The sequence below is a fragment of the Spirosoma validum genome, assembly GCF_014699035.1.
GTDB lineage: Bacteria > Bacteroidota > Bacteroidia > Cytophagales > Spirosomataceae > Spirosoma > Spirosoma validum.
Genome location: NZ_JACXAA010000005.1, coordinates 102,755 through 127,908 on the forward strand (window position 1 = coordinate 102,755; position 25,154 = coordinate 127,908).

The following is a 25,154-nucleotide window of genomic DNA, read 5'->3' on the forward strand; positions in this document are numbered from 1 at the left end:
TCGACACAACAGCCTCATGCAAACCGAAACCCGTCCCGATACCAATTTTGATCCGACTGCTAAACCCTCTAAAACGGATAGTCTGGTCCGCAAAAATGCCGAAGCTGAACTCGGTGGCGGTCAGAAACGTATTGATGCCCAGCACGCTAAAGGAAAACTAACCGCGCGGGAACGGATTGCGCTGCTGATCGACGAGGGTTCATTTGAGGAAATTGGCAAGTTCGTCATGCACCGCACCCGCGATTTTGGACTCGACAAAGAACACTACCTTGGCGATGGTGTCGTGACAGGATATGGTACGGTCGACGGGCGGTTGGTTTACGTATTTGCACAGGATTTTACGGTTTTCGGGGGAGCCCTATCCGAAACCCACGCCGAAAAAATCTGTAAGCTTATGGACCTGGCGATGCAGAACGGCGCACCAATTATCGGCCTGAACGATTCCGGTGGAGCGCGCATTCAGGAAGGTGTGTTGTCGCTGGCGGGTTATGCCGATATTTTTTACCGGAATACAAAAGCGTCGGGGGTTATTCCGCAACTATCCGCCATTATGGGGCCGTGCGCGGGTGGTGCCGTGTATAGTCCGGCCATTACGGACTTTATTTTCATGGTCGAGAACACCAGTTATATGTTCGTGACTGGCCCGAACGTAGTGAAAACCGTTACGCACGAAACCGTTACAGCCGAAGAGTTGGGCGGAGCCAGTACGCATAGCACAAAATCGGGGGTAACACACTTCGCCTGCGGAAACGAACTGGCTTGTATCCAGAATATTAAACAATTGCTGAGCTACATCCCGCAAAATTGTGAGGACGAACCGCCGATGTTGCCTTACGAATCGACTGACGAAAGTCGACCTGGGTTGAACCCGATTATCCCTGAAAATCCGAATCAGCCGTACGATATGCGGGAGATAATCGAGGAACTAGTCGATGCGGGTAGCTTTATGGAGGTTCACAAGAATTTCGCCGAAAACATCGTCGTTGGCTTCGCGCGGATCGGCGGACGTAGCATTGGTGTTGTCGGCAACCAACCGGCTGTTTTAGCGGGCGTACTCGACATTCACGCCAGTACGAAAGCCGCTCGTTTCGTGCGTTTCTGCGATTGCTTCAACGTACCACTCTTAGTCCTCGAAGACGTACCGGGTTTCCTGCCCGGCACCGATCAGGAGTGGAACGGCATCATTACCAACGGCGCTAAACTGCTGTATGCGTTCTGCGAAGCCACCGTGCCGCGCGTAACGGTGATTACCCGTAAAGCTTACGGGGGCGCTTACGACGTAATGAACTCCAAGCATATTGGTGCCGACCTGAACTACGCCTGGCCTTCGGCGGAGATTGCCGTCATGGGGGCCAGCGGAGCCGCTGAAATCATTTTCAAACGCGAAATCGCCGAAGCCGATGACCCGCAGGCCAAGTTGCAGGAGAAAGTGCTGGACTACACCGAAAAGTTTGCCAATCCGTACCGGGCCGCGCACCGAGGCTACATTGACGAAGTGATCATGCCCGAGCAGACCCGCCAGAAGCTCATCCGTGCCTTCAGGATGCTGGAGAACAAAGTGGCCAGCATGCCGAAGAAAAAACACGGGAACATTCCATTATAAGATCCTAGAATCAACCAATCGTAGCGCTGGCTTCAGTTGAAAATGAAATCTGAATAAAATGGCAAAACAACCCCCCGCAAAACCGGGTAGCTTATTGAGAACGGTATTAATCGGTCTATTGATTATTTTCAGTATTGCTCTGCTCGTAGGTACGTTAACCGTGATGTTTCCTTAGGTCGTAAAGTACCGATGTAGCTATTGAGGACACCTATAGAAAGGTTCTCGTGCGACCCCAGCGGGGTCGCACAAGACATTTTTTCGCGTTGCACCTATGGTAGTTACGCTTAGCCTAGTACCGTATCAATCGCTTCCAGAATCACCGTGCAGGCTTCCCGAATCTGCTCTTCAGTGATAATCAGGGGTGGCGCAATCCGCATCGAGTTATTGCAGAACAGAAACCAGTCCGTAATCACGCCCGGCCTGGATTGGCCCAGCCTGGATTGGCCATTTTTGATGGCTCGATCGATGATGGGTTTCAGTACGTCGAATGAGTCGAATTCAACGGCGAGCATGAGCCCCTTGCCGCGTATTTCCCGAATGGCGGGATGCTTCAATAACTGTCTGAACAACTGACCTTTTGCCTCAGCCTGCTCATGTAACTTGTGTTCCTGAATCACCTGCAACGTAGCGAGCGAAGACGCACACGAAACCGGGTGTCCACCAAACGTAGTGATATGACCCAAGATCGGGTTGTTTCTGAAGACACTCATAATCTCCACCGAGCTAATAAACGCGCCAATCGGCATGCCACCGCCCATTCCTTTCGCGCACAACAGCACGTCAGGCACAACACCAAAGTCTTCGAAGGCCCAGAACGTACCGGTTCGCCCAAAACCCGTCTGGATCTCGTCAAAAATCAGCAGCGCACCTACGTCTGTGCAGCGCTGGCGGACAGCCTGTAGATACGTAGCGTCGGGCACTCGAACACCCGCTTCGCCTGCGACAACTTCCATGATAACGGCCGCTGTTCGTTCGCTGATTTGCTCAATGTCGTTCCAGTCTCTTGGTCGGATGTGGCGAATATCGGGTAGGAGGGGGCGGTAGTTTCGTTTGAAATTCTCATCGCCCGAGAGCGAAAGGGCACCCTGGGTTGAGCCGTGGTAGGCGTTGAAGCAACTTATGATTTCCGAACGACCCGTGTACCGCTTCGCTAGTTTCATGGCCCCCTCAACCGCTTCGGTGCCTGAGTTTGTGAAATATACATTGCTCAAACTCGGTGGCAACGTCTGGGCTAAGGCATGCGCAAGTTGCGTTTGGGGCGTCTGCACATACTCACCATACACCATCAAATGCATGTACTTATCCAACTGGTTATGGATGGCTTGCAGTACGTGCGGGTGCCGATGCCCGACGTTACTGACGCCAATACCCGAAATCAGGTCCATATACCGCTGGCCTTCCGTGCCATCGACCGTCTGTTCGTACAAATAAATACCATCGGCCCGATCAATTTCCAACCCTAGTGGAAAGTCGGAGGTCTGTGCTATATGTTGGAAAAACAACTGGCGGTGTGTAACCGTTTGCATGTATAAATTAGCATTAATAACTCCTGAGTTTAACACCTTTGACCATGAAAACAGTTCTTTTCGTCCTGTTGCTTAGTCCAGTTATTTTGTGGGCGCAGTCGATCAAAATAACCCCGGAGGATACGCATCGTAAACATTCCTACCTGGTTATGCGCGATGGGTCTGTAGTACGAGGGCAGATTCTTCGACAGGATAGTTCACTGATCACGGTTCGGGTACGCGGTGGCGATTTGTCGTTTATCGAAGCAGATCAGGTCGTTCAAATCTCGGCGAATCGGCCTGGGGAGGCTATCAATACGACTGGTTTGACCAACGCGCCAGTACTATACAACGTTTTTGTCTTCAAAGACGGCACGCAAGTAGAGGGGAAATACGTTCGGCGTGATAGCACGATGATTACCGTCCGGAAACGGAATGGTCAGCTCACGTATTTTGAACCGGAATTGCTCATTCGGGTCGATACCATCCGGACGGGAATTGAGTCGTCCGAGAGTCCGGCTTTCACCGATCGACTGTTTGCCAATCGGTTTTCTCCCTGGCTGCTCACGGGGCAAACGGCCTACAATCCAGAAAAAGGTCGATTTTATTACCGAAATACGTTGGGTTTGCTGAATGAATTTGATTACGGAATCACCCACCACTGGAGTGTTGGTGCCAGTTTCGTCCTGCCTGTTCCTTATCTACTACTCAGTGATCACTACGCATTTAGAGGCTTTCTTCCGATTTATTCGCAGCTATTTTCAAAACTTAGTCTGCCAATCGGTGAGCAGTTTAGTCTCGGGATTCATGCAAATTATAAAGATAATGGCTTCAGTACCAGGTATAAGCGAGGACCGCTGACGTTACAGGCGCTGGCATCCGTTGGAACCAGTCAACGTAACGTAACGGTTGGGTATGGGCTGGTCAGCCGGGGAAAGCAAAATGGCTATCAGTATAACCCGTATCCCCCGTACGGACCTTTACCATTCGACATAGCTACCCCCAATCAGTCCTTCCTTACAATGGGGGTTATACAGAAACTGTCGCCTACATTGACACTCCTGAGCGATAACCGGGTGAATCTAGGTGAGTATAATTTGTACTACTACGATATGGTCGAACGAGCGTCCTTATCTGTTGCGCTCCGGTTAGATCGTCGGCGTCATGCGTTCGACCTGGGCGTGTACGGATTATTGTACAGAGAAAATTATAAGTGGGACGGGCATCTAGCACGTATTCTGCCGTATCTGGGCTACAATCTGATCATCGGTCGTGATTAATAAATTGTATAGCTCTATGGCAAGCCATAATTTTCGGAAAAGTAAATAAACCGTTTGTGTGATAATCGGATTCGGTACACTCTTTTCCACTATTTTCGCCGTTATAGACAGACAATCTATTCCTGCATGTCCGAAAACCCGACCGACCTACCCCCGTTTGCCCGTTCCTGGAAGCAGCTTTATACTATCGTGATTGGTAGCTTAGTAGTCGAAATAGTGTTGTTTTATGGACTAATGCGCTGGTTGTCATGAGTATTCTCGACTGGAGCGTATTAGGTCTGACGTTGCTGGTGATCATGGTGTACGGCATCGTGCGAAGCCGCGGTAGCCGCAGCATGGACGATTATCTGCTGGCGGGACAGTCGCTGCCGTGGTATCATGTTGGTCTATCGGTGATGGCGACGCAGGCCAGCGCCATTACGTTTCTGTCGGCACCAGGACAGGGTTTTGCCGATGGGATGCGGTTTGTTCAATTTTATTTCGGACTGCCGCTGGCGATGGTCGTCCTATCGGTAACGTTCGTGCCGATTTTCCACAAGCTCAAAGTTTTTACCGCTTACGAATTTTTAGAAGACCGGTTCGATACGCGCGTCCGAACGCTAACGGCAGCTTTATTTCTTCTCCAGCGAGGGTTGTCGACGGGCCTGTCGATTTACGCACCAGCCATTATTCTGTCCACAATTCTGGGCTGGAATATCTATTGGACCAATGTCTTGATGGGAGGGATCGTACTCATCTATACCGTGACCGGCGGTACCAAAGCCATTTCGTATACACATCTGCAACAGATGGCGATCGTTACATTCGCGATGGGCCTCGCCGGTTACCTGACGGTGAAATTACTCCCCGAGAGTGTTGGGTTTGTCGATGCGTTACGGATTGCCGGTAAAGCCGGCCGCATGAACCTGATCGACTTTAAATTTGATCCCAACAGCCGCTACAATATCTGGTCGGGGCTGATTGGCGGATTTTTCTTGCAACTATCTTATTTCGGGACCGACCAGTCGCAGGTGGGACGGTACCTGACTGGCGAGACGATCGGGCAGAGTCGGTTGGGTCTACTCATGAACGGGCTGCTGAAAGTACCGATGCAATTTCTGATTCTGCTGGTTGGAGTGCTGGTTTTTGTTTTCTATCAATATCATCCGTCGCCAACGTTCTTTAACAAGCAGGAAACCGATCAGCTGAAACAGAGCCAGTACGCCCGGGAATACCAGGTTGCCGAAATCAAACACCAGAATCTGACGGCGCAACGGCAGCGGGCTGTCATCGATATGCAGGCTGCGCTACAAACCAATAACGAAGCGGGTCAGGAAACCGCCGGGACGACGATCCGCGCAACCGACGAAGCGTTGAAAGCGGTTAAATCAGACGTAACGAAACTCATTCAGAAAAATAACCCAGCCGCCGATACCAACGATGTGAACTACGTTTTTCTGCGCTTCGTGCTGGATTACCTGCCGCATGGATTGATTGGGCTGCTGATTGCCGTTATTTTCAGTGCGTCCATGGGCTCTATTGCTGCGGCTTACAATTCCTTGGCCTCGACCACAATCATTGACGTATACAAACGGCTTATCCGCTCAGACGGCAGTGATCTCCACTATCTACACGCGTCACGCTGGGCCACAATCGGCTGGAGTATCTTCTGCATCATTGTGGCGCAGTTTGCTACGCAGTTAGGCAGTATGATCGAAGCGGTCAATATTCTTGGATCGCTGTTCTACGGCGTTGTTCTGGGTGTATTCGTCGTCGCTTTTTATATCAAATCGATTGGCGGGCGAGCCACATTCTGGGCTACGATTCTTGCCGAAGCGCTGGTGATTCTGAGCTGGTATTCAGACCTGATGGCGTTTCTCTGGCTGAATGTAATCGGATGCCTGTTAGTCGTCGGAATCGCCTGGGTGTTGCAGCGTACGTTACCCCGACGGGGGTAAAGAATTGCTTGACCGTTACGTACAGGCAACGGGTAGGAGCAAAGAGTGAGCTTCTCCAGGATAGGCATGCCATGGCTCCAATGGCTGATTGACTTATAGTTTTGGGACTTTTGCTTACAGATTGGGGACACTGTGCCTACTGGGCGTCAAGTGACCAATATATTTACGCAATCCTGGGTGCTCACCCTATTCACTACCTAATCAATACGTATAATGAAGTTACGTGTAGCTATTTATCTGCTTCTTCTAGTCGTAGCCGGAAGTCTGGTGACCTGTACTGATCACAGCGTGCCCGGCGTAACACCCGGCTCATCGCCAGCCCGGTTGCGCGTCAAATCCCTGACATCGGAATTGCCGAACAACGTAGCAAAAGTCAGTTCGTTTACCTACGACGGACAAGGACGACTCAGTTCAATACTGACGTATCAGACACCCGACAGCACCGTTGCGGAGCTGGTGTACAACGTTTATCTGTATGATTCCCAGAATCGCCTGACCCGGCTTCAGCGGACGCGCATCCCTTTTCCAAGGCCCCAAAACAATCAGTCTGTTGATGGTACATCGTACGTGTATAGCTACAATGCATTGGGTCAGGTATCTGCAATAAACGCTCCGAACATGCTGGCGTGGACGTACAGCTACAATGCGGCCAATCAATTGGCCAGGGCCGTCAGTCGTTTTTCGCTGCCCCAGTTCACTATTGAAGGGGATATTCAGTTCGCCTTTACGGGCAAAAACCTCACGCAAACAACCGGCGGAACGATCATCAGATACCAGGGGATGCCTCCAGGGACAAGCGACAGATTCCCTGGGGTTGGGCCTGCTACGTATACGCACGACGACAAAATCAATCCCTTTTATGGCATACCCGTCATTCCGCCATTTACGGGTGGCTTCGGTACCGTTCTTTCAGGGCCAACGTCGCCCGGCGCCCTTTTTGGCGGAACAGACAACGTACTGAACTTGAGCCAGAATAATGTGCTGAGCGAAACGCCACCGTCTGGACAAGGTTATCCATTGGTCACCTATCAGTATCAGTACAATGCGACAAATCTGCCAACCGTGCGCATCAAGACAACTGGCCTCCCTAATCCAACCGGCTCCGTCACGATAGAGACGTTACGCTTCGAGTATGAGTCGTATTGATCGGTTGCCACATGAAGTGTAATTATCTTTTTATCTAAAAGCAAAATGCCCACGCTACGTAGCGTGGGCATTTTGCTGAAAAAAAATGTGATCGGTTACGCTTTCTTTGTTTTCTTGCTACCTTTCATGGCTGGCATGGCGGGAAGCTTGGCTGTATATTCAGTAAGGCTTTTCTCGATCCCATCTTTGAAGAACGGAAAGACCGGATCGTTGGACGATTGACCCAACGAAAGCGCTTTTTGCGCCAGTGGCACGGCTTCCGCAAATTTGCCCATCTTCGCCAGAATCTGTGATTTCACAAACAGATTCCGGAAGTTTTCCTTCATCGTAATGGACTTGTCTATCCAGGTCAGCGACTGCTCCAGGTTACGCCCTTTCGATACGTTGTAGCTGGCTGCAGCCTGTAAAACGGCTGCGTCTTCAGGCTTTTCGGCTACCGCTTTGTCGACATTAGCGGCAGCATTCTTGTTTACGTCGACGCTTAGGTTAGCCGATGCTTTGACATTGGCCCACACGAAATTCATTTTGGCTGTACTATCGGTTACGTCACTGAAGTCAATCGTAAACGTTTCGACTTTTTCACTGGTTTCAGAGGGAGTGAGGTTCACTCGCAGGGCATCTTCTTCCTGTTTGTACGTAGCCTCTGTAGTGGTCTTGTTCTTGTTGAAAATCAATGTAGAACTACCTTCCTGCGGAATCGATAAAACGGCATAGGTGCCCGCGGGCAGCGTTTTTCCGTTGACCATCAGATCGGTTGAGGTAGTGAGCATTGTTGGCGAATTCGCGCCCGTGCGCCAGACTTTCCCACGGGGAACAAAAGCATCTGTAAATGGCTGACGACCTTTCAGACTTGGTCGTGAATACATAACGGTTAGGTCGGTGGTGCCGATCGTCTGCATGACAGTAGCACCGGGACTGGGCGAAGGAAGTTTAATTTGTGCGGTGGCTAATTGAGCTGCCAGACAGAACGTAACAGCGGTAAGCGATAGTTTGTGCATTGTCTATAGAGTATTGGAAAATCGCTACCAAATTGCGTCTTTTTACTAACAAACCCAACTATGCATCGTCAGCCACTCCTGCAATTACTCCGACATCATACCCCTGCTGATCCAAACGAACAAGCCATGACCCAGGCAACCATCGCGTTTGTCGAAGCAAATCCTGATGCGTTCGAGCGCTCACTGCTGATCGGTCACGTAACGGGTTCCGCCTGGATCGTCAGCCCGGATCGAACCCAAACCTTGTTGATTCATCACCGCAAACTCGACCGCTGGTTGCAACCCGGCGGTCATGCTGATGGTGACCCAGACGTAGCGGCTGTGGCTTTACGTGAAGCGCAGGAAGAAACAGGGCTAACCTCGTTACGTCTGGTCAATTCTACAACGGGTGATGACAACCTGCCCCACCTGTCACCCGCTATTTTTGATGTTGATGTACACTCAATTCCGGCCAGAAACGAGGTCCCCGAACACCTGCATTATGACATACGATTTTTGGTAGAAGCAGACCCAAACGAACGGTTAGGCAATTCTGAAGAAATTAATAATATTCAGTGGTTTACGTTCAATATTGCCCAAAAGCATACTGATTCAGAATCAATTTTAAGATTAATACGGAAAATTATGTAATTACTATAAATATAGTAGCTATTTCGGTTGTTTTTTAACCAGATAAACGAATAGATTTGTCGTACAACAAAACCTCAGAAATGGCTATGAAAGTATCACTTCTTTTGATCACCGGCATTGGCCTACTGGCTGTGGCGGGGCTCGTGTATGGTCAGGACGATGGAACGCGTAAACCGTTGAACAACCCGATGTATTCGACGCATAATTACAAGCATCCTAACTTAGCCGCTGCTGCCCGGCGTTGGGAAAATAAGAAGGGGGTAGCCGTTAAAAAGCCAGCGCCCAATGATGCCCAATTAGCGAATTATAAAACCCAGATGCCAATTGCGCAACCCGTGGGTGGAATTACGATTGAGCATACACAATCGGTCAGTTTGCCTGATCGCAACTATAAAATTCAACGCCTGAGAGAACCCCAGCCTCTCGGGCCTCCGAGTGAATACTACGTTAAAAAGCAACAGCGTCGAACGGGGGTTATTTCCGTCGGGGAATAAAAACCTTATCCTAAACAAGTCGAGCCACTTAGTGAATAAGTGGCTCGACTTGTTTAGGATGGACTAGAGACCGTAAGAAATTGTAAGAACAAATGAGAAACCAGGAATGAGTCAAAACTTACAAAAAGTCAGCGATGATTTTGCGAACTATGAGTAAACCGTATACCTTTCCGGGAAACAAATTAAATTCATATGAGACTATTTATTCTTGGTTCTTTGCTGCTATTCACGGTATCATTACAGGTGCAGGCTCAATCGACAGATGGGTTACGTGGGACAGAACTATACGCCGGGTATGGGATTTTTACCGCACAGGATATCCTGACGGGTTTTAGTTCAACCCTGGCGGCCAGTTTGTTGCCTGGTTATATCGACCGTATCGACGCAAAAGGTTTTGGTACGGCTTTCGCTGGTTTTGATTATTTCGTTGGTCGGCGGGTTAGTATGGGTCTTCAACTGAATTATGCCCAGTACGATGAAAGCTATACCCTAAGTAATAATACCAGCACAACCCTTAAAACAACGTACCTCACGCCAATGGTACGTACTAAGCTGGCGTGGGTACATAATCCAGGGTTCAGTTTTTATTCTTCGCTGTCTGCAGGCGCTACGTTCATTCAGTCGAAGAATGAGTCCAGCGGTGGTCAAACCGATAAAACAACCGGACTAGCTTTCCACGTCAGCCCAATTGGCATACGGGTAGGTAATGCAGTGGCTTTGTTCGCTGAATTAGGTTTCGGGTTTCAGGGACTTGTTTCGGCGGGATTGTCGATACGCCCGTAGCAGTTACGCCGGAGAGGATATCAGGTGCCGATACAAAGCCAGATTCTCGGCGTCAAAACACACAAAAATAACTTCCTGAACAGAAGACGGTTGTTCCAGAAAGCGGTTGACAGCGGCAATAGCTACGTCGGCCGCTTTATCTTTTGGGTAGCCGTAGACGCCTGTGCTAATGTTCGGAAAAGCGATACTTGTCAGCTTATGCTCAGTGGCAATTTCCAGCGCCCGGCGGTAGCAACTGGCCAGTAAATCCGGTTCTCCATGCGTTCCACCCCGCCAAACTGGGCCAACGGCATGAATAACGTATTTTGCGGGCAAGCGATAACCTTTTGTAATTTTAGCATCGCCCGTTTTGCAGCCACCCAGGGTTCGGCACTCAGCCAGCAGATCTGGCCCAGCTGCGCGATGAATAGCTCCGTCAACACCTCCACCGCCGAGTAGACTTGTGTTCGCTGCGTTCACAATCGCGTCGACAGATAGTTTCGTAATATCGCCCTGAATGAGTTGAAGAGTAGCCATACTGGAAAAGTTTACACACATGTTTGGATTTACGATAGTCCTTCCAACTGCCTGAAGATAGGAATAAGGGACTGGCCTTTCGCAGTTAGATGGTACTCAATATGCAGAGGCTTCAGCTTTATGATCACTTTATTTAACAGGTCCGCTTCCTCAAGTTCTTTTAACGAAGTAGCCAGTGATTGCCGGTTCGATCCGTCAATTTGACGTAGCAAATTACTAAACCGCAAAGGCCCTTCAGTGGCCAGCCGGAATAGTTCGGGTTTCCATTTGCCAGATAACAATTTTAAAAGCCCCTGCGCCGGGCAGGTTTCGGGGTGACTGATTTTTGTAGTCATATTTTTTTGACTTATTGTTCCCAATTTCTAAGCGACAGACATTTGCGTCGACATACTACTGCTCCAATTTAATTCTTATTACCGGTATCACGGGTTTTAACCCGTTTTTGGGCCAATTCCCAAACGGGTCGAAATCCGTGGTACCTTTTTCTCAACCCAGTAGATTGGTCAACATACTACTGTACTTCATCAATCGACGACTGAGATGTTCAGTTTAAACCGTACCGAAAATGCTCGATAAAAATAATCCACTTTTGTGTGATCCGGTTAGCGGATTCTGTGAGATACCTGCGGAGCAGGAGGATGTAAGCAACCCTGTTCGCATAGCTTCGGCACAAAAGTTTGTTCGCATCATTTATTTTACGGACCCTATTTGCTCATCGTGCTGGGGCATTGAGCCAGTGCTCAGAAAAATAAAACTAGCCTACGGTGACTGGGTCGAAATCGAGTACTATATGGGGGGACTGCTGCCCGACTGGAGTTACAACAGCGGAGGAATCAGTAAACCGTCGGATGTTGCCTCGCATTGGGATGAAGTAAGCAAAATCTACAACATGCCTATCGATGGGGATGTGTGGCTGGAAGATCCTTTGCCGTCGTCCTACCCGCCCTCCATTGCTTTTAAAGCGGCACAAATGCAGGACAAAAGCAAGGCCATTGCCTTTTTAAGAGCCATCAGAGAAATGGTTTTTCTGGAGAAAAAAAACATTACCCGCTGGGATCATCTTGCCCAGGCTGCGAGTCGGGTAGGGCTGGACGTAGTAAAACTGAAAGATGATTATAAAAATGGAGCAAACGTATTGTTTCAATCCGATCTGGACTTGGCTAAGGCGATGGGTGTACGAGGTTTTCCTAGTTTATTTGTTATCGATTTGGCTGGTAATCAGGAATTTATTTATGGCGTAAAACCGTATCAGATTCTGGAAAACTCGATTGTAAAACAATACCCGAACGCGAGAGCAATAGATTACGACAGGCATTGGGAGAGCCTTTTTGAAAAATACCCGACACTGACAACAAGAGAGTTTGCCGAATTGAGCGACCTGCCAACAGCACAAAGTCAGGATCTCCTAAAAGAGCTGAGCAACCAAAATAAACTTACCGAATACGTAACGAAGAATGGATCACTCTGGCAAAAACCAATGGCCTAAGCTTGTAATACGTATCAGACGTTGCTTACTGTTTCACCACCTTCAGCGTTCGTTTTTTGTCGCCCGCTACGAAGGTCATGACGTAGACGCCAGCGGATAAGCCAAGGTTGGGCAAAACGAATGAAGCCAGACCGGAAGCTGTGTATCGTTTCTGCCATAGTAATCGCCCGCTTAAGTCGGCAAGTGAAGCATCGACGGGCGTAGTCGCATTCAGGCCTTCTAACTGAACGCTCAACGGCTCAGTATCATTGAACGGATTGGGGAACAGTAACAGGGGGATGGTTCCCGGATCAACTGCCAGTGGACCAAGTGATTTGGCAATGGTTGATGCCCGGTCGAAATTAGGAATGCCATAGCCCAACTCATTGTTGGGACTGCTGAACTGACTGCCCGACCGACGTAGCACGTCAGTTACCTGAGCGGCCGTTAAGGTTGGATTTGCCTGCCAGAAGCCTGCCACTAAACCGGCTATCAGAGGAGAGGCAATCGACGTACCGTTCTCCAGCCCAATCGTGCCGTTCGGTTTCCCAACTACGTCTCCCTGGCCACGTGCCGCTAAATCGGGTTTTACGCGCCCATCCGCCGAGGGGCCAAACGAACTGAACGAGGCCCGCTGACCCGTCTGCGTAACGGCTCCGATGGCCAGCACCGACGCTGCATCGGCTGGCGCATCGATGTAACGCCAGGCTGAACTTCCCTCGTTGCCGGCTGCAACAACCACAATCATACCCGTTTCGGTGGCGATCTGAGCGGCTCGCGTGCAGAGGGCTGTTTTCCCATCCATGTTTTGATACGTGTAATTGGTCGACGCATCGTCAAATTCAAAATAACCCAGCGACGAGTTGATGACATCTACGCCAGCACTATCGGCATATTCTGCTCCGAAAAGCCAGTTGGCTTCCTCAATCTGTTTTTCCGTCGGTGCGTCTTCGGTACGTAGCAGAATGAACGAAGATTTGTAGGCCGTGCCGTAAAGCTGCTTATCAGTCGTGGCCGCTATGGCTGAAAGGACTTCCAGGCCGTGACTATCGTCTTCGTATACACTGGTTTCTTTATTGACGAAATCGTAGGTAGACAGTATGCGTTTTTCGTCAAAGAGCGGTTTTAGAAAGCTTACTTTATCGGCGTTCAGAAAGCCGGCATCCAGCACGCCAATCAATATGTTTTCACCGTGGTAGCCTTGCTGGTGCATCTTGTCGACACCAATCTGCGTGATCTGGTCAACGGAAACGCCATAATCCAATGGCGGATCGGCAGCCACCGTTTTTTGCGTACTGTAGGTCTTAACAGAATTAACCCGTGGCTCTGAAACAGCCTGGGTTTTGCTGAGTGCCCGGTTGAACTCAAGCCCTTTAACAAACGACAGTTTCTGTACAGCCGACAGGGTTGCATCGCTGGCTTCGATCAATACGGCGTTCAGCCAGCGTGACGTATACCAGATTTTAGCGCCAGCCTGCTGAAGTTGCGTTACGTAGGAAGGGTTTACGGGTAGGTCGCGTTCCAAAACAGCGATATTCTGCTTTTGGCGACGCTGTATTGACCGCGTTGATAAAAATTGATCGGGCTTACTGACGCTATAGGGAGAATTTGCCTTGTCACGTAGTAAAACCAGGTACTTCCCGACCTGACTGAATCCGGTCGTTTGAACGCATAAAAATACGATCAACAGCCAGCCTATTTTATTCTTTCCCATACGTATTGATGCGATAAACTTGTCGAATGCCATACTCAATTTGTGAACGTCCTGTACAGGCGGGTGTTGCCTTGCAAAACTGGAGTTGAGTTCGTTCTTTATAAATCAATCCAATTTGTCGGGCGTAGACGTCAATGCGTTTGTCCTGCCCGATAAGGGTTGAATCATCCTGCTCGACTACCGTTACCGTTTGGTCGAACTGCCTTCCCTGTACGTAATAAACCTGCCCGACGTTGCACATTTTATAGTCATCTGAATCGGCTGCGTTACGTTGGTTCCCATCCCAGGTAAGCAAATTCTGTACGGGGAATAACAACTTAACGAAATCCAGGCCATTTTCAGCGCGGATAGCTTCGTTATTAACCAGGCGGGCTGACCAACTGGAATCGGCCTGCCAGGGCTGGTTTACGGCTGACCGGCGGTAGCGCATAAGCCGAAAAGCCGTTTGACCCGTTACGTCGGTGTAGGCTTTTCCTGCAACTTCCTTAAGTTGATACGTTCGCTGAATCGGAGATGTGTTAATTAGGTACTGCTGCTCCTGTACGTCATAAACAACGTAACGGCCGGTTTCCAGAGGAAAGTAATCGTAGCCAGATGCCATGGGTTCCGTTGTTGCCGATTGACAACCCAATAGCAGAAACAGATTTACCAGACCAACACTAAGCGAGTACAAACGTAGCGGCATACGAGAACTAAAATAGCCTTGACAATAAAGGGCTTATACTACAAGGTTAATTGAGTTTCTTCAACGGAGCAAGCGTAACCGTCCAGATCTTTCATGTAGCACGCCAGTTGCTTGATGAAAGCGGTTGTATACGGTTGTTGTTCTTTACTCTTCAGGGTTGCCGCAAACCAGGTCCGTAAGATTCGTTTTTCCGTAATACGTACCGTTGCCAGTTGACCTGTCTGAAGATACGGTCGAACCACCCATGTAGGCATTACGGCTACTCCCAAGCCTGCCTTTACCATCTCCAGAATAGCTTCGGTTAATGTGATTTTATAGACTTTTGATGGACGACGGTTTTTGAAAATCATCATGAAATTTTCGCTTTCCTCATCAGGAATATTGTACATGATGTAATTGTGGGCAGTAAACTCCTCCAGTTCCACCCAGCAACGACCAACCCAGGGATGATCGGGCGCGACAATGGCCACAAACTCATCCTGGAAAAGGGGTGTATACGAAAACTTCGGATTTTCGTCGCCTTCTGTAATCGCTACATCGATGGTATTGGTTAACAGATGTTTATCGGCGTCATGCGTAGCGGCTTCCAATTCGACCTTAACATCTACTTTAGGGTAAAGTCCCTGGAACTCCCGCAGAAAACCAGCCAGCCAGTGATACGAGGTGTAGCACTGGGTACAAAGTCGGACTTCGCCCGCTTCCTTATCCGTAAGGCATCGGACTTTGGCCCGCGTTTCGGCTACTTCCTGAAGAATCTTCTCAGCCGCCTGTAGGACCACTTCACCCGCCTGGGTCAGCAGCATCTGCTTTTTATCACGAATGAAGAGTTGTGTATTGAAATAACTTTCTATTTCTTTCAACTGATGGCTCAGTGCGGATTGAGTCAAAAATAGCTGGTCGGCGGCTCTAGTCAGATTACCACTGTTTGCGACCTCTCTCACCATTTGAAGATGCCGAATTTCCATGATGAATAATTTTCATGATTTTGACAAAAATAATTCGCTTTACTAATATATCAAAATGCGCCACCTTTGTCTCGGTCATAAACAACACATACTATGAAAACACTAGCACACCAAGTAATGAACGTATTGCTCATGGGACTGCTGCTGTCAGCTCCGGCCGTGAACGCGCAATCTACCACTCCTGAATCCACCGACTTGCAGGCGAACACACGCTCGTTTGAAGTAGGTACGTATATGGGGAATAACTGGACGATGAATCTGATGCTGGCTGTCCATCAGCCACAGGGCGCTACGATTACCATTAGAGACGCAAATAAAGAGATATTACTGACACGATATCTGAAAAAATCGCCGACCGTTTACCATCAGAAGCTAAAGTTTGACGAGTGTAAACCAGGCGTTTACCAGGTGGAAATCAGCGATGGCCAACAGACCATTGTTCGTCGGGTAGAGGTAGTAACCATTCCGGCTATTGAATCCCAACGATACATTACATACAGTTTACCAACCAGCCTATAACTGTGTTTGGCTACCTTTACCAGCGATTACCCGATTACACCTGAAAAACAAAAATCTTATGGACCAGATCAACAAAAAAGCGGCTTCACCGATACTGGTTATCAGTGCGTTTGCTGTAGTTTATATTGTATGGGGCTCTACGTATTTCTTTATACAGATGGCCATTCAGGACTTTCCGCCAATGCTATTGGGTGCCATGCGTTTTTTTGCAGCGGGTATGCTCATGCTGGTCTGGGCCCTCTTAAAAGGCGAGTCTATCTTCAATAAAAGCAGTATCATCACGTCGGCCGTAGTAGGCATCTTGCTATTGGTCGTAGGGAACGGCGTAGTGATCTGGGCTGAACAAACGCTGCCCAGTGCGCTGGTGGCCATCTTAGTATCGTCGGCGCCGATCTGGTTTGTGCTGCTCGATAAGCCCAATTGGGGGGTCAACTTTAAAAGCAAATCGACGCTGGCCGGACTGGCCATTGGTTTTATTGGTGTGGTTCTCCTGTTTGGCGAGCAGTTAAGCAGTATGCTGGCAGACAATGCCGACCGGTCAAAAATTGTAGGCATGTTGTTGTTAATTGTGGGCGCAATGGCCTGGTCGTCAGGTTCGCTGTATTCAAAACACCACCCGTCCGAAGGGTCGCCCACGGCCAACGTAGCTTGGCAAATGATTATCGCCAGTCTGGTATTTTTGCCGGGCAGTTTGCTCAATCATGAATTTGACAAAATTCAATGGGCACAAATTTCGGTTCAGGCGTGGCTGGCGCTGGCTTACCTTATTTTGTTTGGGTCAATACTAGCTTACAGCGCTTATGTCTGGCTGCTTCAGGTACGTCCGGCCACGCAGGTTAGTACGTATGCGTATGTAAATCCCGTCATTGCGGTACTGCTTGGAATTCTATTTGCCCATGAACACATTTCGGCTTTACAGATCACCGGACTGGTTGTTATATTGGGAAGTGTGTTGCTCATCAATCTCTCAAAATACCGTGGCGAAAAAGCGCCGGAGCCACAAGAGGATGAGAATCCAGTGGCTAAGCCAGAAAAGAGACTGTTTAGTAAAGCGCGGGCCGCTGTTTAGCCGATACGTATTAAAACCCCTAAATCCACTGAAGGGGACTTTGTTTATTCGTAGACAAAGTCCCCTTCAGTGGATTTAGGGGTTCTAAGTGCTAATCCCGTAGGGATGAAATCATTGTAGAAATAAGCAGGGTAACCCCTACCAAAACCCCGTAGGGGTGAAATGATGTCACCCCTACGGGGTTCTAGCTCTATTGGCGGTTACTTTCTCTACAAAGATTACACCCTTTCAGGGTTAAAAATCAGAACTTAACAGCCCTGCCCTTCAGGGGATTTAGGGGTTTTTAAACGGGATAACTGTAAAATCTAAAGCCCCAATTCTTTTAAAAAATCGTCGCGATAATTACTGCCGATTGGAATTTCCTGTTTGTCGATAAAAATCCGATTCCCTTCAATGTGGGTGATTTTTGATTTATTGACGATAAACGAACGGTGTACGCGTAAGAAAAGGGCTTTAGGTAGCAAATCGGCAAATCCCGAAAACGTAATGCTGGGCATTAATCTACCGTGAGTCGTATGGATTTTTGTATAGTTGCCATTTGCCTCTGCGAAAAACAAATCTTCATGTAAGATTTTATAGATTTTTCCATCGGCTTTCACGAAGGTATACGCGTCTGATTTAGCGTCGGTATTTGGTTGAGTTGGCGCTGGAACGGGCTGTAATCGTTCCAGCGCTTTGTCTACGGCGACGATGAAGCGTTCCAGCGAAAACGGTTTTAATAAATAATCACAGGCCGATAAATCAAAAGCATCTAACGCGTATTCTTTGTAGGCGGTTGTGAAAATAACCTGTGGCTGATTTTTGAGTGTTTTCAAAAACGCAATACCGTTCAGCACAGGCATATTAATGTCTAAAAAAAGAATATCAACGGGCTGTTTTTGTAGTGCTGTTTTCGCGTCCAACGCATTATCGCAGGAAGCAACGACCGTCAATACCGGTAAATGCCTGCAATACGTTTGGATAATTTCCCGGGCAATGGGTTCATCATCGACAATCAGGCACGTAACGTTTCGCATATCACTTTATTCGGAGCTGTAATTGTACACTGTAAAACCCATCCGCATCCTGAATCGCCAGATCATACGCGTTTGGATATAGTAAATCAAGCCGCTTCTGAACATTTGCCAGACCCAGGCCGCTGCTTTTTTCCAGCGTGTTACGTTTATCTTCGAGTGTTGTGTACGAGTTTTTTACGGAAAACAGAATTGAATTTCCCCAGAGTTTCAACGTAATGTCAATGGCTATTTTGTGATCGGTTGTATTCTTCGAATGCTTGAAGGCATTTTCAATAAAAACAATTAACAGCATCGGTGCAATCTTAACATCAGTATTGATTACGTTTTCAATCGACGTTGTTAACCCCAGTTTATTACCGATACGTATCGTCTCGAATTCAATATAATTATCGATATACGCCAACTCGTCTTTTAACGGAACAAACAATTCTTTTGCCTCATACACCGAATAGCGTAACAAATCGGAAAGCTTCAGCAAAAGCGCGGGCGTTTTTTCGGGTTGAGAAATCGATAGTCCGTACAGATTATTCAACGTATTGAACAGAAAATGGGGGCTTAATTGTGATTGAAGCAGATGCAATTCGCTTTGACTTTGCTCGGTCAGTGCTTTTGCTTCCTGCAATTGATTTTGTACGGATAACCGACTCAGTTTAATCAGCATACCTGTCGTTACACTCAGAATAAAAACGGGTAATTCAAACAGAAGCAGGTTCAGATAGACTCGATCACGTAACGGAAATTCAGCATGCACGAAAAGCCAGACTAAAGCCGACACATTAATGATTGACAGCAGCGCTATAAGCCAGCTCGGGATAGGTTTCGACTGCCAGACCTGAGAAAAATACCGACCGATGTAAATGCCCCCCAGGCAGAGAACCGTTGCTATCAGGGCTGCTTCTTCATCATCTTTTGTTGTCACGGTTTTCGTATACGTAACCGAAAGAATATAGATTGGAAGCGCAGCAAGCAGGCAAATAAGAATATACTTTCTGGGGCCAGCTAGTTCGGAGGGTGCGTTTTGTTGTTTTTTCACGAGCACTGTTTTGATTGTGATTCACAAAACTGAGCAGTCAAATCTACACCGATAAACTTTCAGGATGAACAGTTAGAAAGGGATGACAAAATCCCGCTGAACGCTTACGAACGCGTTCGACACGCCGAACCCTCATTCTGTCAGGCAGATTAACCGGTATGGCACAATTCCTTTAAGGGCCCATCCACCCCATCAATATTTGCTCAGAAGTATTGATTCGGACTCTTAATCGACATGCCATGCGCCCTGTTTTCTTATTTATTCTCCTGATTCTTGCCACACCCTCAACCTTCGCTCAGGAGTCGGCGAAGAGCATTACTGGATTGGTCAAAGACGCACGGAACGAACCGTTGCCCGGCGCTACGGTTCGTTTGTTCAGAGCAGTCGACTCAACGCTGGTTCGGGGCGAACTAACAAACAGTACCGGGACATTTGACTTTAAAAATCTCAGAAATGATATGTACCGTCTCTACGTAACGAGTGTTGGAAACGCCGATTACCGAAGCGGAACGATAACAATTGATGACCAGCATACCGTGTTGATATTGCCCGTATTCATTGTAAAACCGTCAAAAACGACGCTGAACGAAGTCACGGTTGTAGCCAAAAAGCCGTTGATCGAGCAGGATATTAACAAAACCATCGTAAACGTAGACGCGATGATTGGTAGTGAGGGCAGTAATACGCTGGAAGTGCTGGAAAAAACGCCCGGCGTCAGTGTCAGTACGGAGGGCGAGATCAGTTTGAACGGTAAAGCGGGCGTACTGGTCCTGATCGACGGGCGGCAAACGTACATGTCGGGGCCGGATTTGGCGGCTTACTTGAAATCGTTGCCGGGTGGCTCGTTGGATAAACTTGAATTAATGACCAATCCGCCCGCCAAATACGATGCGGCTGGCAGCTCGATCATCAATATCCGGCTAAAACGTACGACGATTCAGGGGTTTACCGGAAACGTAACGGCGAGTTACAGCCAGGGCGTAACGAGCCGGAGCAACGATGTGGTTAACGTGAACTACAATCACAAAAAGATAAACCTGTTCGGGAGCCTGGGGTATAACAAGGATGGCAATTATTCAGATGATTTTTCGGACCGCAGGTTTTATGATGCCAATTCATCCCTGGTTTCATCCGTGCAGTTGCAAAATCATTACCAGTATACCAGTCATGGCGTAATGGGCAGGCTAGGCATGGATTTCGCGGCTTCGCCAAATACGGTTTATGGGTTTGTTATAAACATCCAAAGTCGACCCCGCCAGGATCGGCTCGATTACATTAGCAGGCGTTTTAACGAACGCTACGTAGTCGATTCCGTAGGAACTGGTTATACGGATGGTCAGTATCAGTGGCTGAATACAGGCGTGAATGTTAACATTCAGCATAAGTTCGGGAATACGAGTCGTGAACTAACGGCTGATTTGAATTACCTCAACTACACTTCCAGGGGTGAGCAGGCGCTGCAAAATAGAGTAAACCTGCCTGATGGCACACTCTTTAATAGGCATCAGTTTCTGTACAGGCTGCCTTCCGATATAACGATTTATACGGCCAAAGCGGATTATTCACACCCACTCGGCAATAAAGCAAAGTTTGACGCTGGTTTTAAATCGAGCGTCGTGTCGAATGATAATGACTCGCAGTATTTTACGCAGACGGGATTGAGTCAAACGCCCGATTACGGCAGGTCCAATCATTTTCTATACCGGGAAAGTATTCATGCAGCTTATATCAACACGCGGAAAGAATGGAAGCGACTAGCCGCGCAAGGTGGTTTTCAAGTAGAAAATACGCAGATAAACGGACGTCAGTTGGGCAATTCGGACGTAGCAGAAACGTCATTCAATAGAACCTATACGAGTCTGTTTCCCACGGTGTTTGTCAGTTACAAATTAGATAGCACCGGTAGCAATACCCTGACTGCCAGTATTGCCCGTCGAATTAACAGACCCAACTATCAACTGCTGAATCCCTTTTTGTTCTATCAGGATCAGTATTCCTTTACGACCGGAAATCCATACCTCAGACCCCAGTATCATTATCAGTATGAGTTGAAATATCAGCACAAGCAGTACGTAGGGATCGGCATTCAATACAATCGATTTACGGACGTGATTTTCCAGATGACCGAGGCTAGAGACGATGTTTTTATTACCCGCCCCGATAACGTTGCCCGTGGATACATTCTGGCCTTAGTGAGTAACGTATCGTTCTCGCCCGCGAAATGGTGGACGGTTAATGCCAACGTAACGGCTGCACGTATGGCGCTCAACGGAACGGTCTACTCCGAAGCGTTGAATCCGGGTATATACCACGCGCGAGTGAACCTACTTAACCAATTCAAATTCAACAAGGGCTGGAATGGCGAGTTGAATGGCTTCTATGCTACCAAAGATCTGGCCGGACAACGAATAACAAACCCGCGCTACCGGGTTGCCGCTGCTGTACAAAAGAAAGTTTTTCAGGATAAAGCCAGCATCCGACTCACGTTTGAGGATATTTTTCATTCCTGGCAAACAAACGACAGATTCGTAAGCCTGAAACAAGCCGAATCGGTTCGCACCAATGAATCCGATACGCAAAGGATTGGTTTAGCATTCACGTATCGCTTTGGAAAAGAGACCTTCGCGCGTAAACGCACACATACCGATAATGCCGCCGATGCCGAGAAGGGGAGAGTTGATTGAGAAAAAGGACAACGTCAAACCGGGTAGGCGTGGGGGAAAAAGGAGGAGGGGGACGAAGGGGATATAAATGATCGAAACCATTCTCCCTTTCGTCCCCCTCCTTCCTATTCTCCTCTTATTTCAACGTCAGCAAATAGCCAATTGTGAAGTTCGCATCCCAGTCGAAAACGAACTGATTACAGCCGGTTGCTTCGGCGATGGCTTTGTAGATGTTCAGACCGGCTTTCGACTTGGCATTTTCAAGTTTGTAAGCCGATGGCGCATCAAGAACTGTATACCGTTCTTTACCTTTTCGAACTGATTTAGCCAATTCGAACGGAACACCACCGATAATAAAGCACGTATTGCGATGATCGGAAGGCACTTGTTTGGCTTTCGCTTTCACCTCAGTGGCAACGGTCTCATCGCTGGTGTTATTCTGGAAATACTTGGCGCCGTAGGTTTCCAGTGCTTTCGTGGAGCCGCCTTCTTTCCACGAAATTTTGGTGTTTCCTGACCCAATATCAACCACAAATGAATTGTCGTAGAAATCAGCAGGAAGAACGGACCGCAAACCCAATGAACCTTCCTGTTCGGGCGTAACGGTATTCACTACGTAGTTCAGCGATTTCAGCGCTTTTATAATCTTCAGCGTACCCTCGGCTTTTACTGCCCCGGAGCTAACCACAAACTGAATATCACGACCACCCACGCCAAAGTCGAGCATTTTGCCAATGTAGCTTTTCAGACCCGACCGGATGTCGTCGTCACTGGCCATGTTTTCCATAACAAGGCTGTTGCCAAATTCAGCTTTTTCGAGTTTCCAGCGTTTCTGATCGTCAATCCGAACGATGAACGAATTAAATCCACTGGCTCCCATTTCCACGACGCCCTTAAGCTTCCCGTTTTGGGGTTCAGGTGCCGTATACGTGAATGGTTTCTGAGGTCCATTGCTCGTTGCTTCATTCGACGTAGTACCGCCATCCGATGCACTGGATTCTTCTACGGCGGCTTCAGCGGTTTTGTCGTCCGCGCGGGGTAACGTTTGCGACTCCGAGTATTCTTTGTCTTTCGGCTGGAGTTTACGTAACGCTTCGTTGCCACCGAAGTAGCGGAAAGCGAAGAAGATAGCGGCCAGCACCAGGGCCGTGATGAGCAGCCGACCGGCCACGGTTAAACGTTGCATAGTGTTTAAAGAGTGAAAGAGTGAATGAGCGAAAGAGTAAAGAAAAGAGCTTGAGTCAGCTTTACGCTCTTTCGCTCTTTAAAAATTTAATCGAGCAAATTCTTATACCCGGCGTCTTTCGCCGGAGCAGGACCGAGATTGACAGGTTGAGCCGGTGCATCTAACTGTACCATTTTGAACTCACCTTTATTATAGGCGTCAAGTAACGCTTCACCTTTATCGGACAGGATTCCGTTCTGGATATCGACACCGTTGATAAAGTCCATCGAGAGATCCATAGCCCGTTTCATTTCACCGAGTTTCATACTCATGTCATCCTGGATATATTCCATCGACTGATCGAAGTAAAACTTCTTGTCAGGATCACCTTTGAAGATGCTGACCGCCGTTTTGAGGGCGTTCGAGCTGTCTTTAACAATCTGATATTCCGTTTCTTTCAGCCGAACTTTAATTTCAGTTTCCTTGATGATGTAGTCGGCGCTCTGATTTACTTTTTCCATGAAAGCCAGTACGTTTTTCATGTTTCGTTGAAGCGGCAGTAGCTTTTCGTTCATTTCCTGTAAGCCCGCGCCCTCAATGGTCGCCAACTGAGCCGTTTCGCGCATACCGGGCTTATCGCTCAGTGAATTGGCTTTATTGGCTTCCGCGAATTTTTGCTTGATGGATTCGTTGTTCTCATTGATTTTTTTGTTCAGTTTCACCAACTGTCCAGCCAGAATATTGATCTGCCCCTGCATTTTTTCGCGCTTCTCTTTCAAATCCTGAATGTAGATTTTCATGATCGCGATCGGGTTCAGCTGAATCACCGTTCCGGTAATGCTCCGCATCAGCGATTTGAACAGGAAGAATACGGCGGTGCGAACATCTTTACTCGTGAACAGGAAGATCAGAACGCCTAACGCGCCCAGCAACAACGCTAGTTCGAGAATATTCGACGTAGCACGAATCAGGAATTCAACGATTCGGTTGAAGTAGACTAAGCCAAAGCCAGCTACACCGGCCAGCACAACCATGCCCAGAACACCTTCGGGGCGGCTCCAGAACGAACGCTTCTCAGGTTCTGAACCACTGCCAAGTTGAGAAAAATCAGGAGTTGCCATTTGTTTAGTTTAAGATTTTGGAAGTCAATTTATGATTTGGTAATGCTGGTCGATAAGTCTAAATCAGCCTTTGTCCATCATTTCAGGTACTGTGCCATTTTAGCGAGATCGCCCTTGATCTGGTCGGTAAAGTGCGCGAACGTAGTATCGTAATTTTGTCGATTCTGCGTGATCTTCGTGCTTTGTTCGTTGATGTCGCCCGTAATGGCCGCAAGTCGGTTTTTATTGGCGTCGATCTGCTTTTGTATCTCAACCAACTGGTTTGCCAGCGAATCGTTTTCAGTCTGCAGGCGTTTCTGCTCGGTCTGCAAACCGCCAACTCGTTCAGCCAAAGCGGCTTCAACACTTTTTCCGAAGGCATCGCGGTCTTTGTTCAGCGCGGCAAGATACCCATTTGCGGTATTGGTCAGCGTCGCTACGTCACCCGGACCACCTAGTGCTTTAAAGCTGGCCCAGGCCGCCTGAAACTGTTTGTCTTCGGGCAGTCCCAGATTCGTCAAACTACGTAGCGTTTCCCTAAACTCAAAGTAATCGGGACCGGGCGGATTATTCTGAGCCAGTACGTTCGCGAAATGTTCGGCAAACTTTTGATCGACTGCCCCCGACGATGCCACGGGTTGTGGAGTTGAAGACGGAGCAGATACGTTCGCGTCGGACGGATTAGCAGCCGGACGGGGCGTAGAAACCGGTGTTGCCGGGGGCGTACCCGTAGAGACAGTTGCCGAAGGGTCTTCGTCTTTCACGAAGAAACTCAGGATTTTGCGACCAAGCGATTTGTCTGTTTCTGGCATAGTTGTCAGTCATTTTGAAAGACTAAGCAATGTTACGAGGTTCTGGCCGATCCCAC

The 25,154-nt window shown here is 48.3% G+C and carries 23 protein-coding genes; 11 read left to right on the forward strand and 12 right to left on the reverse strand.

Annotation, left to right across the window (positions count from 1 at the left end):
• Nucleotides 1-16: 16 nt before the first annotated feature.
• The gene (locus IC230_RS14945) at nt 17-1,603 is read left to right on the forward strand and encodes an acyl-CoA carboxylase subunit beta (RefSeq protein ID WP_191039844.1); all 1,587 of its coding nucleotides are present in this window, start codon (nt 17-19) and stop codon (nt 1,601-1,603) included.
• Between the two features lie 284 nt (nt 1,604-1,887).
• On the opposite strand, the gene IC230_RS14950 is transcribed toward IC230_RS14945, so the two are convergent.
• Nucleotides 1,888-3,129 (reverse strand): aspartate aminotransferase family protein, encoded by a 1,242-nt coding sequence (locus IC230_RS14950; protein WP_191039845.1) that lies wholly within the window; start codon nt 3,127-3,129, stop codon nt 1,888-1,890.
• A 44-nt stretch (nt 3,130-3,173) separates the two neighbouring features.
• Here IC230_RS14950 and IC230_RS14955 point away from each other — a divergent pair, with 44 nt between their 5' ends.
• The 3 genes from IC230_RS14955 to IC230_RS14965 all read left to right on the forward strand — a co-directional run bounded on the left by IC230_RS14955 (nt 3,174) and on the right by IC230_RS14965 (nt 7,471).
• On the forward strand, nt 3,174-4,388 hold the full coding sequence (locus IC230_RS14955; RefSeq protein ID WP_191039846.1) for a hypothetical protein: 1,215 nt from the start codon (nt 3,174-3,176) through the stop codon (nt 4,386-4,388).
• Between the two features lie 248 nt (nt 4,389-4,636).
• Nucleotides 4,637-6,325, forward strand: coding sequence for a sodium:solute symporter (locus IC230_RS14960; protein WP_191039847.1), 1,689 nt, complete (start codon nt 4,637-4,639; stop codon nt 6,323-6,325).
• Nucleotides 6,326-6,538: 213 nt separating this feature from the next.
• A complete protein-coding gene (locus IC230_RS14965) occupies nt 6,539-7,471 on the forward strand; it encodes a hypothetical protein (protein ID WP_191039848.1) in 933 nt (310 codons plus the stop codon).
• Nucleotides 7,472-7,566: 95 nt separating this feature from the next.
• Here IC230_RS14965 and IC230_RS14970 read toward each other — a convergent pair whose 3' ends face one another.
• Nucleotides 7,567-8,469, reverse strand: coding sequence for a DUF2911 domain-containing protein (locus IC230_RS14970; RefSeq protein WP_191039849.1), 903 nt, complete (start codon nt 8,467-8,469; stop codon nt 7,567-7,569).
• Between the two features lie 60 nt (nt 8,470-8,529).
• On the opposite strand from IC230_RS14970, the gene IC230_RS14975 reads away from it, so the two are divergent.
• From IC230_RS14975 to IC230_RS14985, 3 genes are all read left to right on the forward strand, one after another.
• On the forward strand, nt 8,530-9,099 hold the full coding sequence (locus tag IC230_RS14975) for an NUDIX hydrolase (RefSeq protein ID WP_191039850.1): 570 nt from the start codon (nt 8,530-8,532) through the stop codon (nt 9,097-9,099).
• 86 nt (nt 9,100-9,185) lie between these two features.
• Nucleotides 9,186-9,593 (forward strand): hypothetical protein, encoded by a 408-nt coding sequence (locus tag IC230_RS14980; protein WP_191039851.1) that lies wholly within the window; start codon nt 9,186-9,188, stop codon nt 9,591-9,593.
• Nucleotides 9,594-9,785: 192 nt separating this feature from the next.
• Entirely contained in the window at nt 9,786-10,376 is a 591-nt protein-coding gene (locus IC230_RS14985; protein WP_191039852.1) for a hypothetical protein, read from the forward strand.
• A 3-nt stretch (nt 10,377-10,379) separates the two neighbouring features.
• Here IC230_RS14985 and IC230_RS14990 read toward each other — a convergent pair whose 3' ends face one another.
• Nucleotides 10,380-10,892 carry an O-acetyl-ADP-ribose deacetylase gene (locus tag IC230_RS14990; protein WP_191039853.1) on the reverse strand — a complete coding sequence of 171 codons (513 nt, stop codon included), beginning with the start codon at nt 10,890-10,892 and terminating at the stop codon, nt 10,380-10,382.
• A 29-nt stretch (nt 10,893-10,921) separates the two neighbouring features.
• Entirely contained in the window at nt 10,922-11,227 is a 306-nt protein-coding gene (locus tag IC230_RS14995; protein ID WP_191039854.1) for a winged helix-turn-helix transcriptional regulator, read from the reverse strand.
• A 230-nt stretch (nt 11,228-11,457) separates the two neighbouring features.
• On the opposite strand from IC230_RS14995, the gene IC230_RS15000 reads away from it, so the two are divergent.
• On the forward strand, nt 11,458-12,378 hold the full coding sequence (locus tag IC230_RS15000) for a DsbA family protein (protein WP_191039855.1): 921 nt from the start codon (nt 11,458-11,460) through the stop codon (nt 12,376-12,378).
• A gap of 25 nt (nt 12,379-12,403) precedes the next feature.
• On the opposite strand, the gene IC230_RS15005 is transcribed toward IC230_RS15000, so the two are convergent.
• From IC230_RS15005 to IC230_RS15015, 3 genes are read right to left on the reverse strand one after another with little or no spacing between them, the layout of a single operon-like run.
• Nucleotides 12,404-14,071: a S8 family serine peptidase gene (locus IC230_RS15005; protein WP_223860665.1), complete on the reverse strand. Its 1,668-nt coding sequence runs from the start codon at nt 14,069-14,071 to the stop codon at nt 12,404-12,406.
• Complete coding sequence (locus IC230_RS15010; RefSeq protein ID WP_191039857.1) at nt 14,058-14,756, reverse strand: hypothetical protein; 699 nt, start codon at nt 14,754-14,756, stop codon at nt 14,058-14,060. The genes IC230_RS15005 and IC230_RS15010 overlap by 14 nt, the downstream gene beginning before the upstream one ends.
• A gap of 38 nt (nt 14,757-14,794) precedes the next feature.
• Complete coding sequence (locus tag IC230_RS15015; RefSeq protein ID WP_191039858.1) at nt 14,795-15,721, reverse strand: LysR family transcriptional regulator; 927 nt, start codon at nt 15,719-15,721, stop codon at nt 14,795-14,797.
• 93 nt (nt 15,722-15,814) lie between these two features.
• Here IC230_RS15015 and IC230_RS15020 point away from each other — a divergent pair, with 93 nt between their 5' ends.
• Both IC230_RS15020 and IC230_RS15025 read left to right on the forward strand, forming a co-directional pair.
• A complete protein-coding gene (locus IC230_RS15020) occupies nt 15,815-16,240 on the forward strand; it encodes a hypothetical protein (RefSeq protein WP_191039859.1) in 426 nt (141 codons plus the stop codon).
• Between the two features lie 58 nt (nt 16,241-16,298).
• Nucleotides 16,299-17,309, forward strand: coding sequence for an EamA family transporter (locus tag IC230_RS15025; RefSeq protein ID WP_191039860.1), 1,011 nt, complete (start codon nt 16,299-16,301; stop codon nt 17,307-17,309).
• A gap of 305 nt (nt 17,310-17,614) precedes the next feature.
• Here IC230_RS15025 and IC230_RS15030 read toward each other — a convergent pair whose 3' ends face one another.
• On the reverse strand, nt 17,615-18,325 hold the full coding sequence (locus tag IC230_RS15030; RefSeq protein ID WP_191039861.1) for a LytR/AlgR family response regulator transcription factor: 711 nt from the start codon (nt 18,323-18,325) through the stop codon (nt 17,615-17,617).
• Between the two features lies 1 nt (nt 18,326).
• Nucleotides 18,327-19,358 carry a sensor histidine kinase gene (locus tag IC230_RS34645; RefSeq protein ID WP_191039862.1) on the reverse strand — a complete coding sequence of 344 codons (1,032 nt, stop codon included), beginning with the start codon at nt 19,356-19,358 and terminating at the stop codon, nt 18,327-18,329.
• Between the two features lie 239 nt (nt 19,359-19,597).
• On the opposite strand from IC230_RS34645, the gene IC230_RS15040 reads away from it, so the two are divergent.
• A complete protein-coding gene (locus tag IC230_RS15040) occupies nt 19,598-22,042 on the forward strand; it encodes an outer membrane beta-barrel family protein (protein WP_191039863.1) in 2,445 nt (814 codons plus the stop codon).
• Nucleotides 22,043-22,157: 115 nt separating this feature from the next.
• Here the strand turns inward: IC230_RS15040 and IC230_RS15045 are convergent, their stop codons facing one another.
• The 3 genes from IC230_RS15045 to IC230_RS15055 form a co-directional block, all read right to left on the reverse strand.
• The gene (locus tag IC230_RS15045; RefSeq protein WP_191039864.1) at nt 22,158-23,207 is read right to left on the reverse strand and encodes an acetate and sugar kinases/Hsc70/actin family protein; all 1,050 of its coding nucleotides are present in this window, start codon (nt 23,205-23,207) and stop codon (nt 22,158-22,160) included.
• A gap of 86 nt (nt 23,208-23,293) precedes the next feature.
• Nucleotides 23,294-24,307: a hypothetical protein gene (locus tag IC230_RS15050; RefSeq protein ID WP_191039865.1), complete on the reverse strand. Its 1,014-nt coding sequence runs from the start codon at nt 24,305-24,307 to the stop codon at nt 23,294-23,296.
• Nucleotides 24,308-24,384: 77 nt separating this feature from the next.
• Nucleotides 24,385-25,098: a hypothetical protein gene (locus tag IC230_RS15055; protein WP_191039866.1), complete on the reverse strand. Its 714-nt coding sequence runs from the start codon at nt 25,096-25,098 to the stop codon at nt 24,385-24,387.
• Nucleotides 25,099-25,154: the final 56 nt, after the last annotated feature.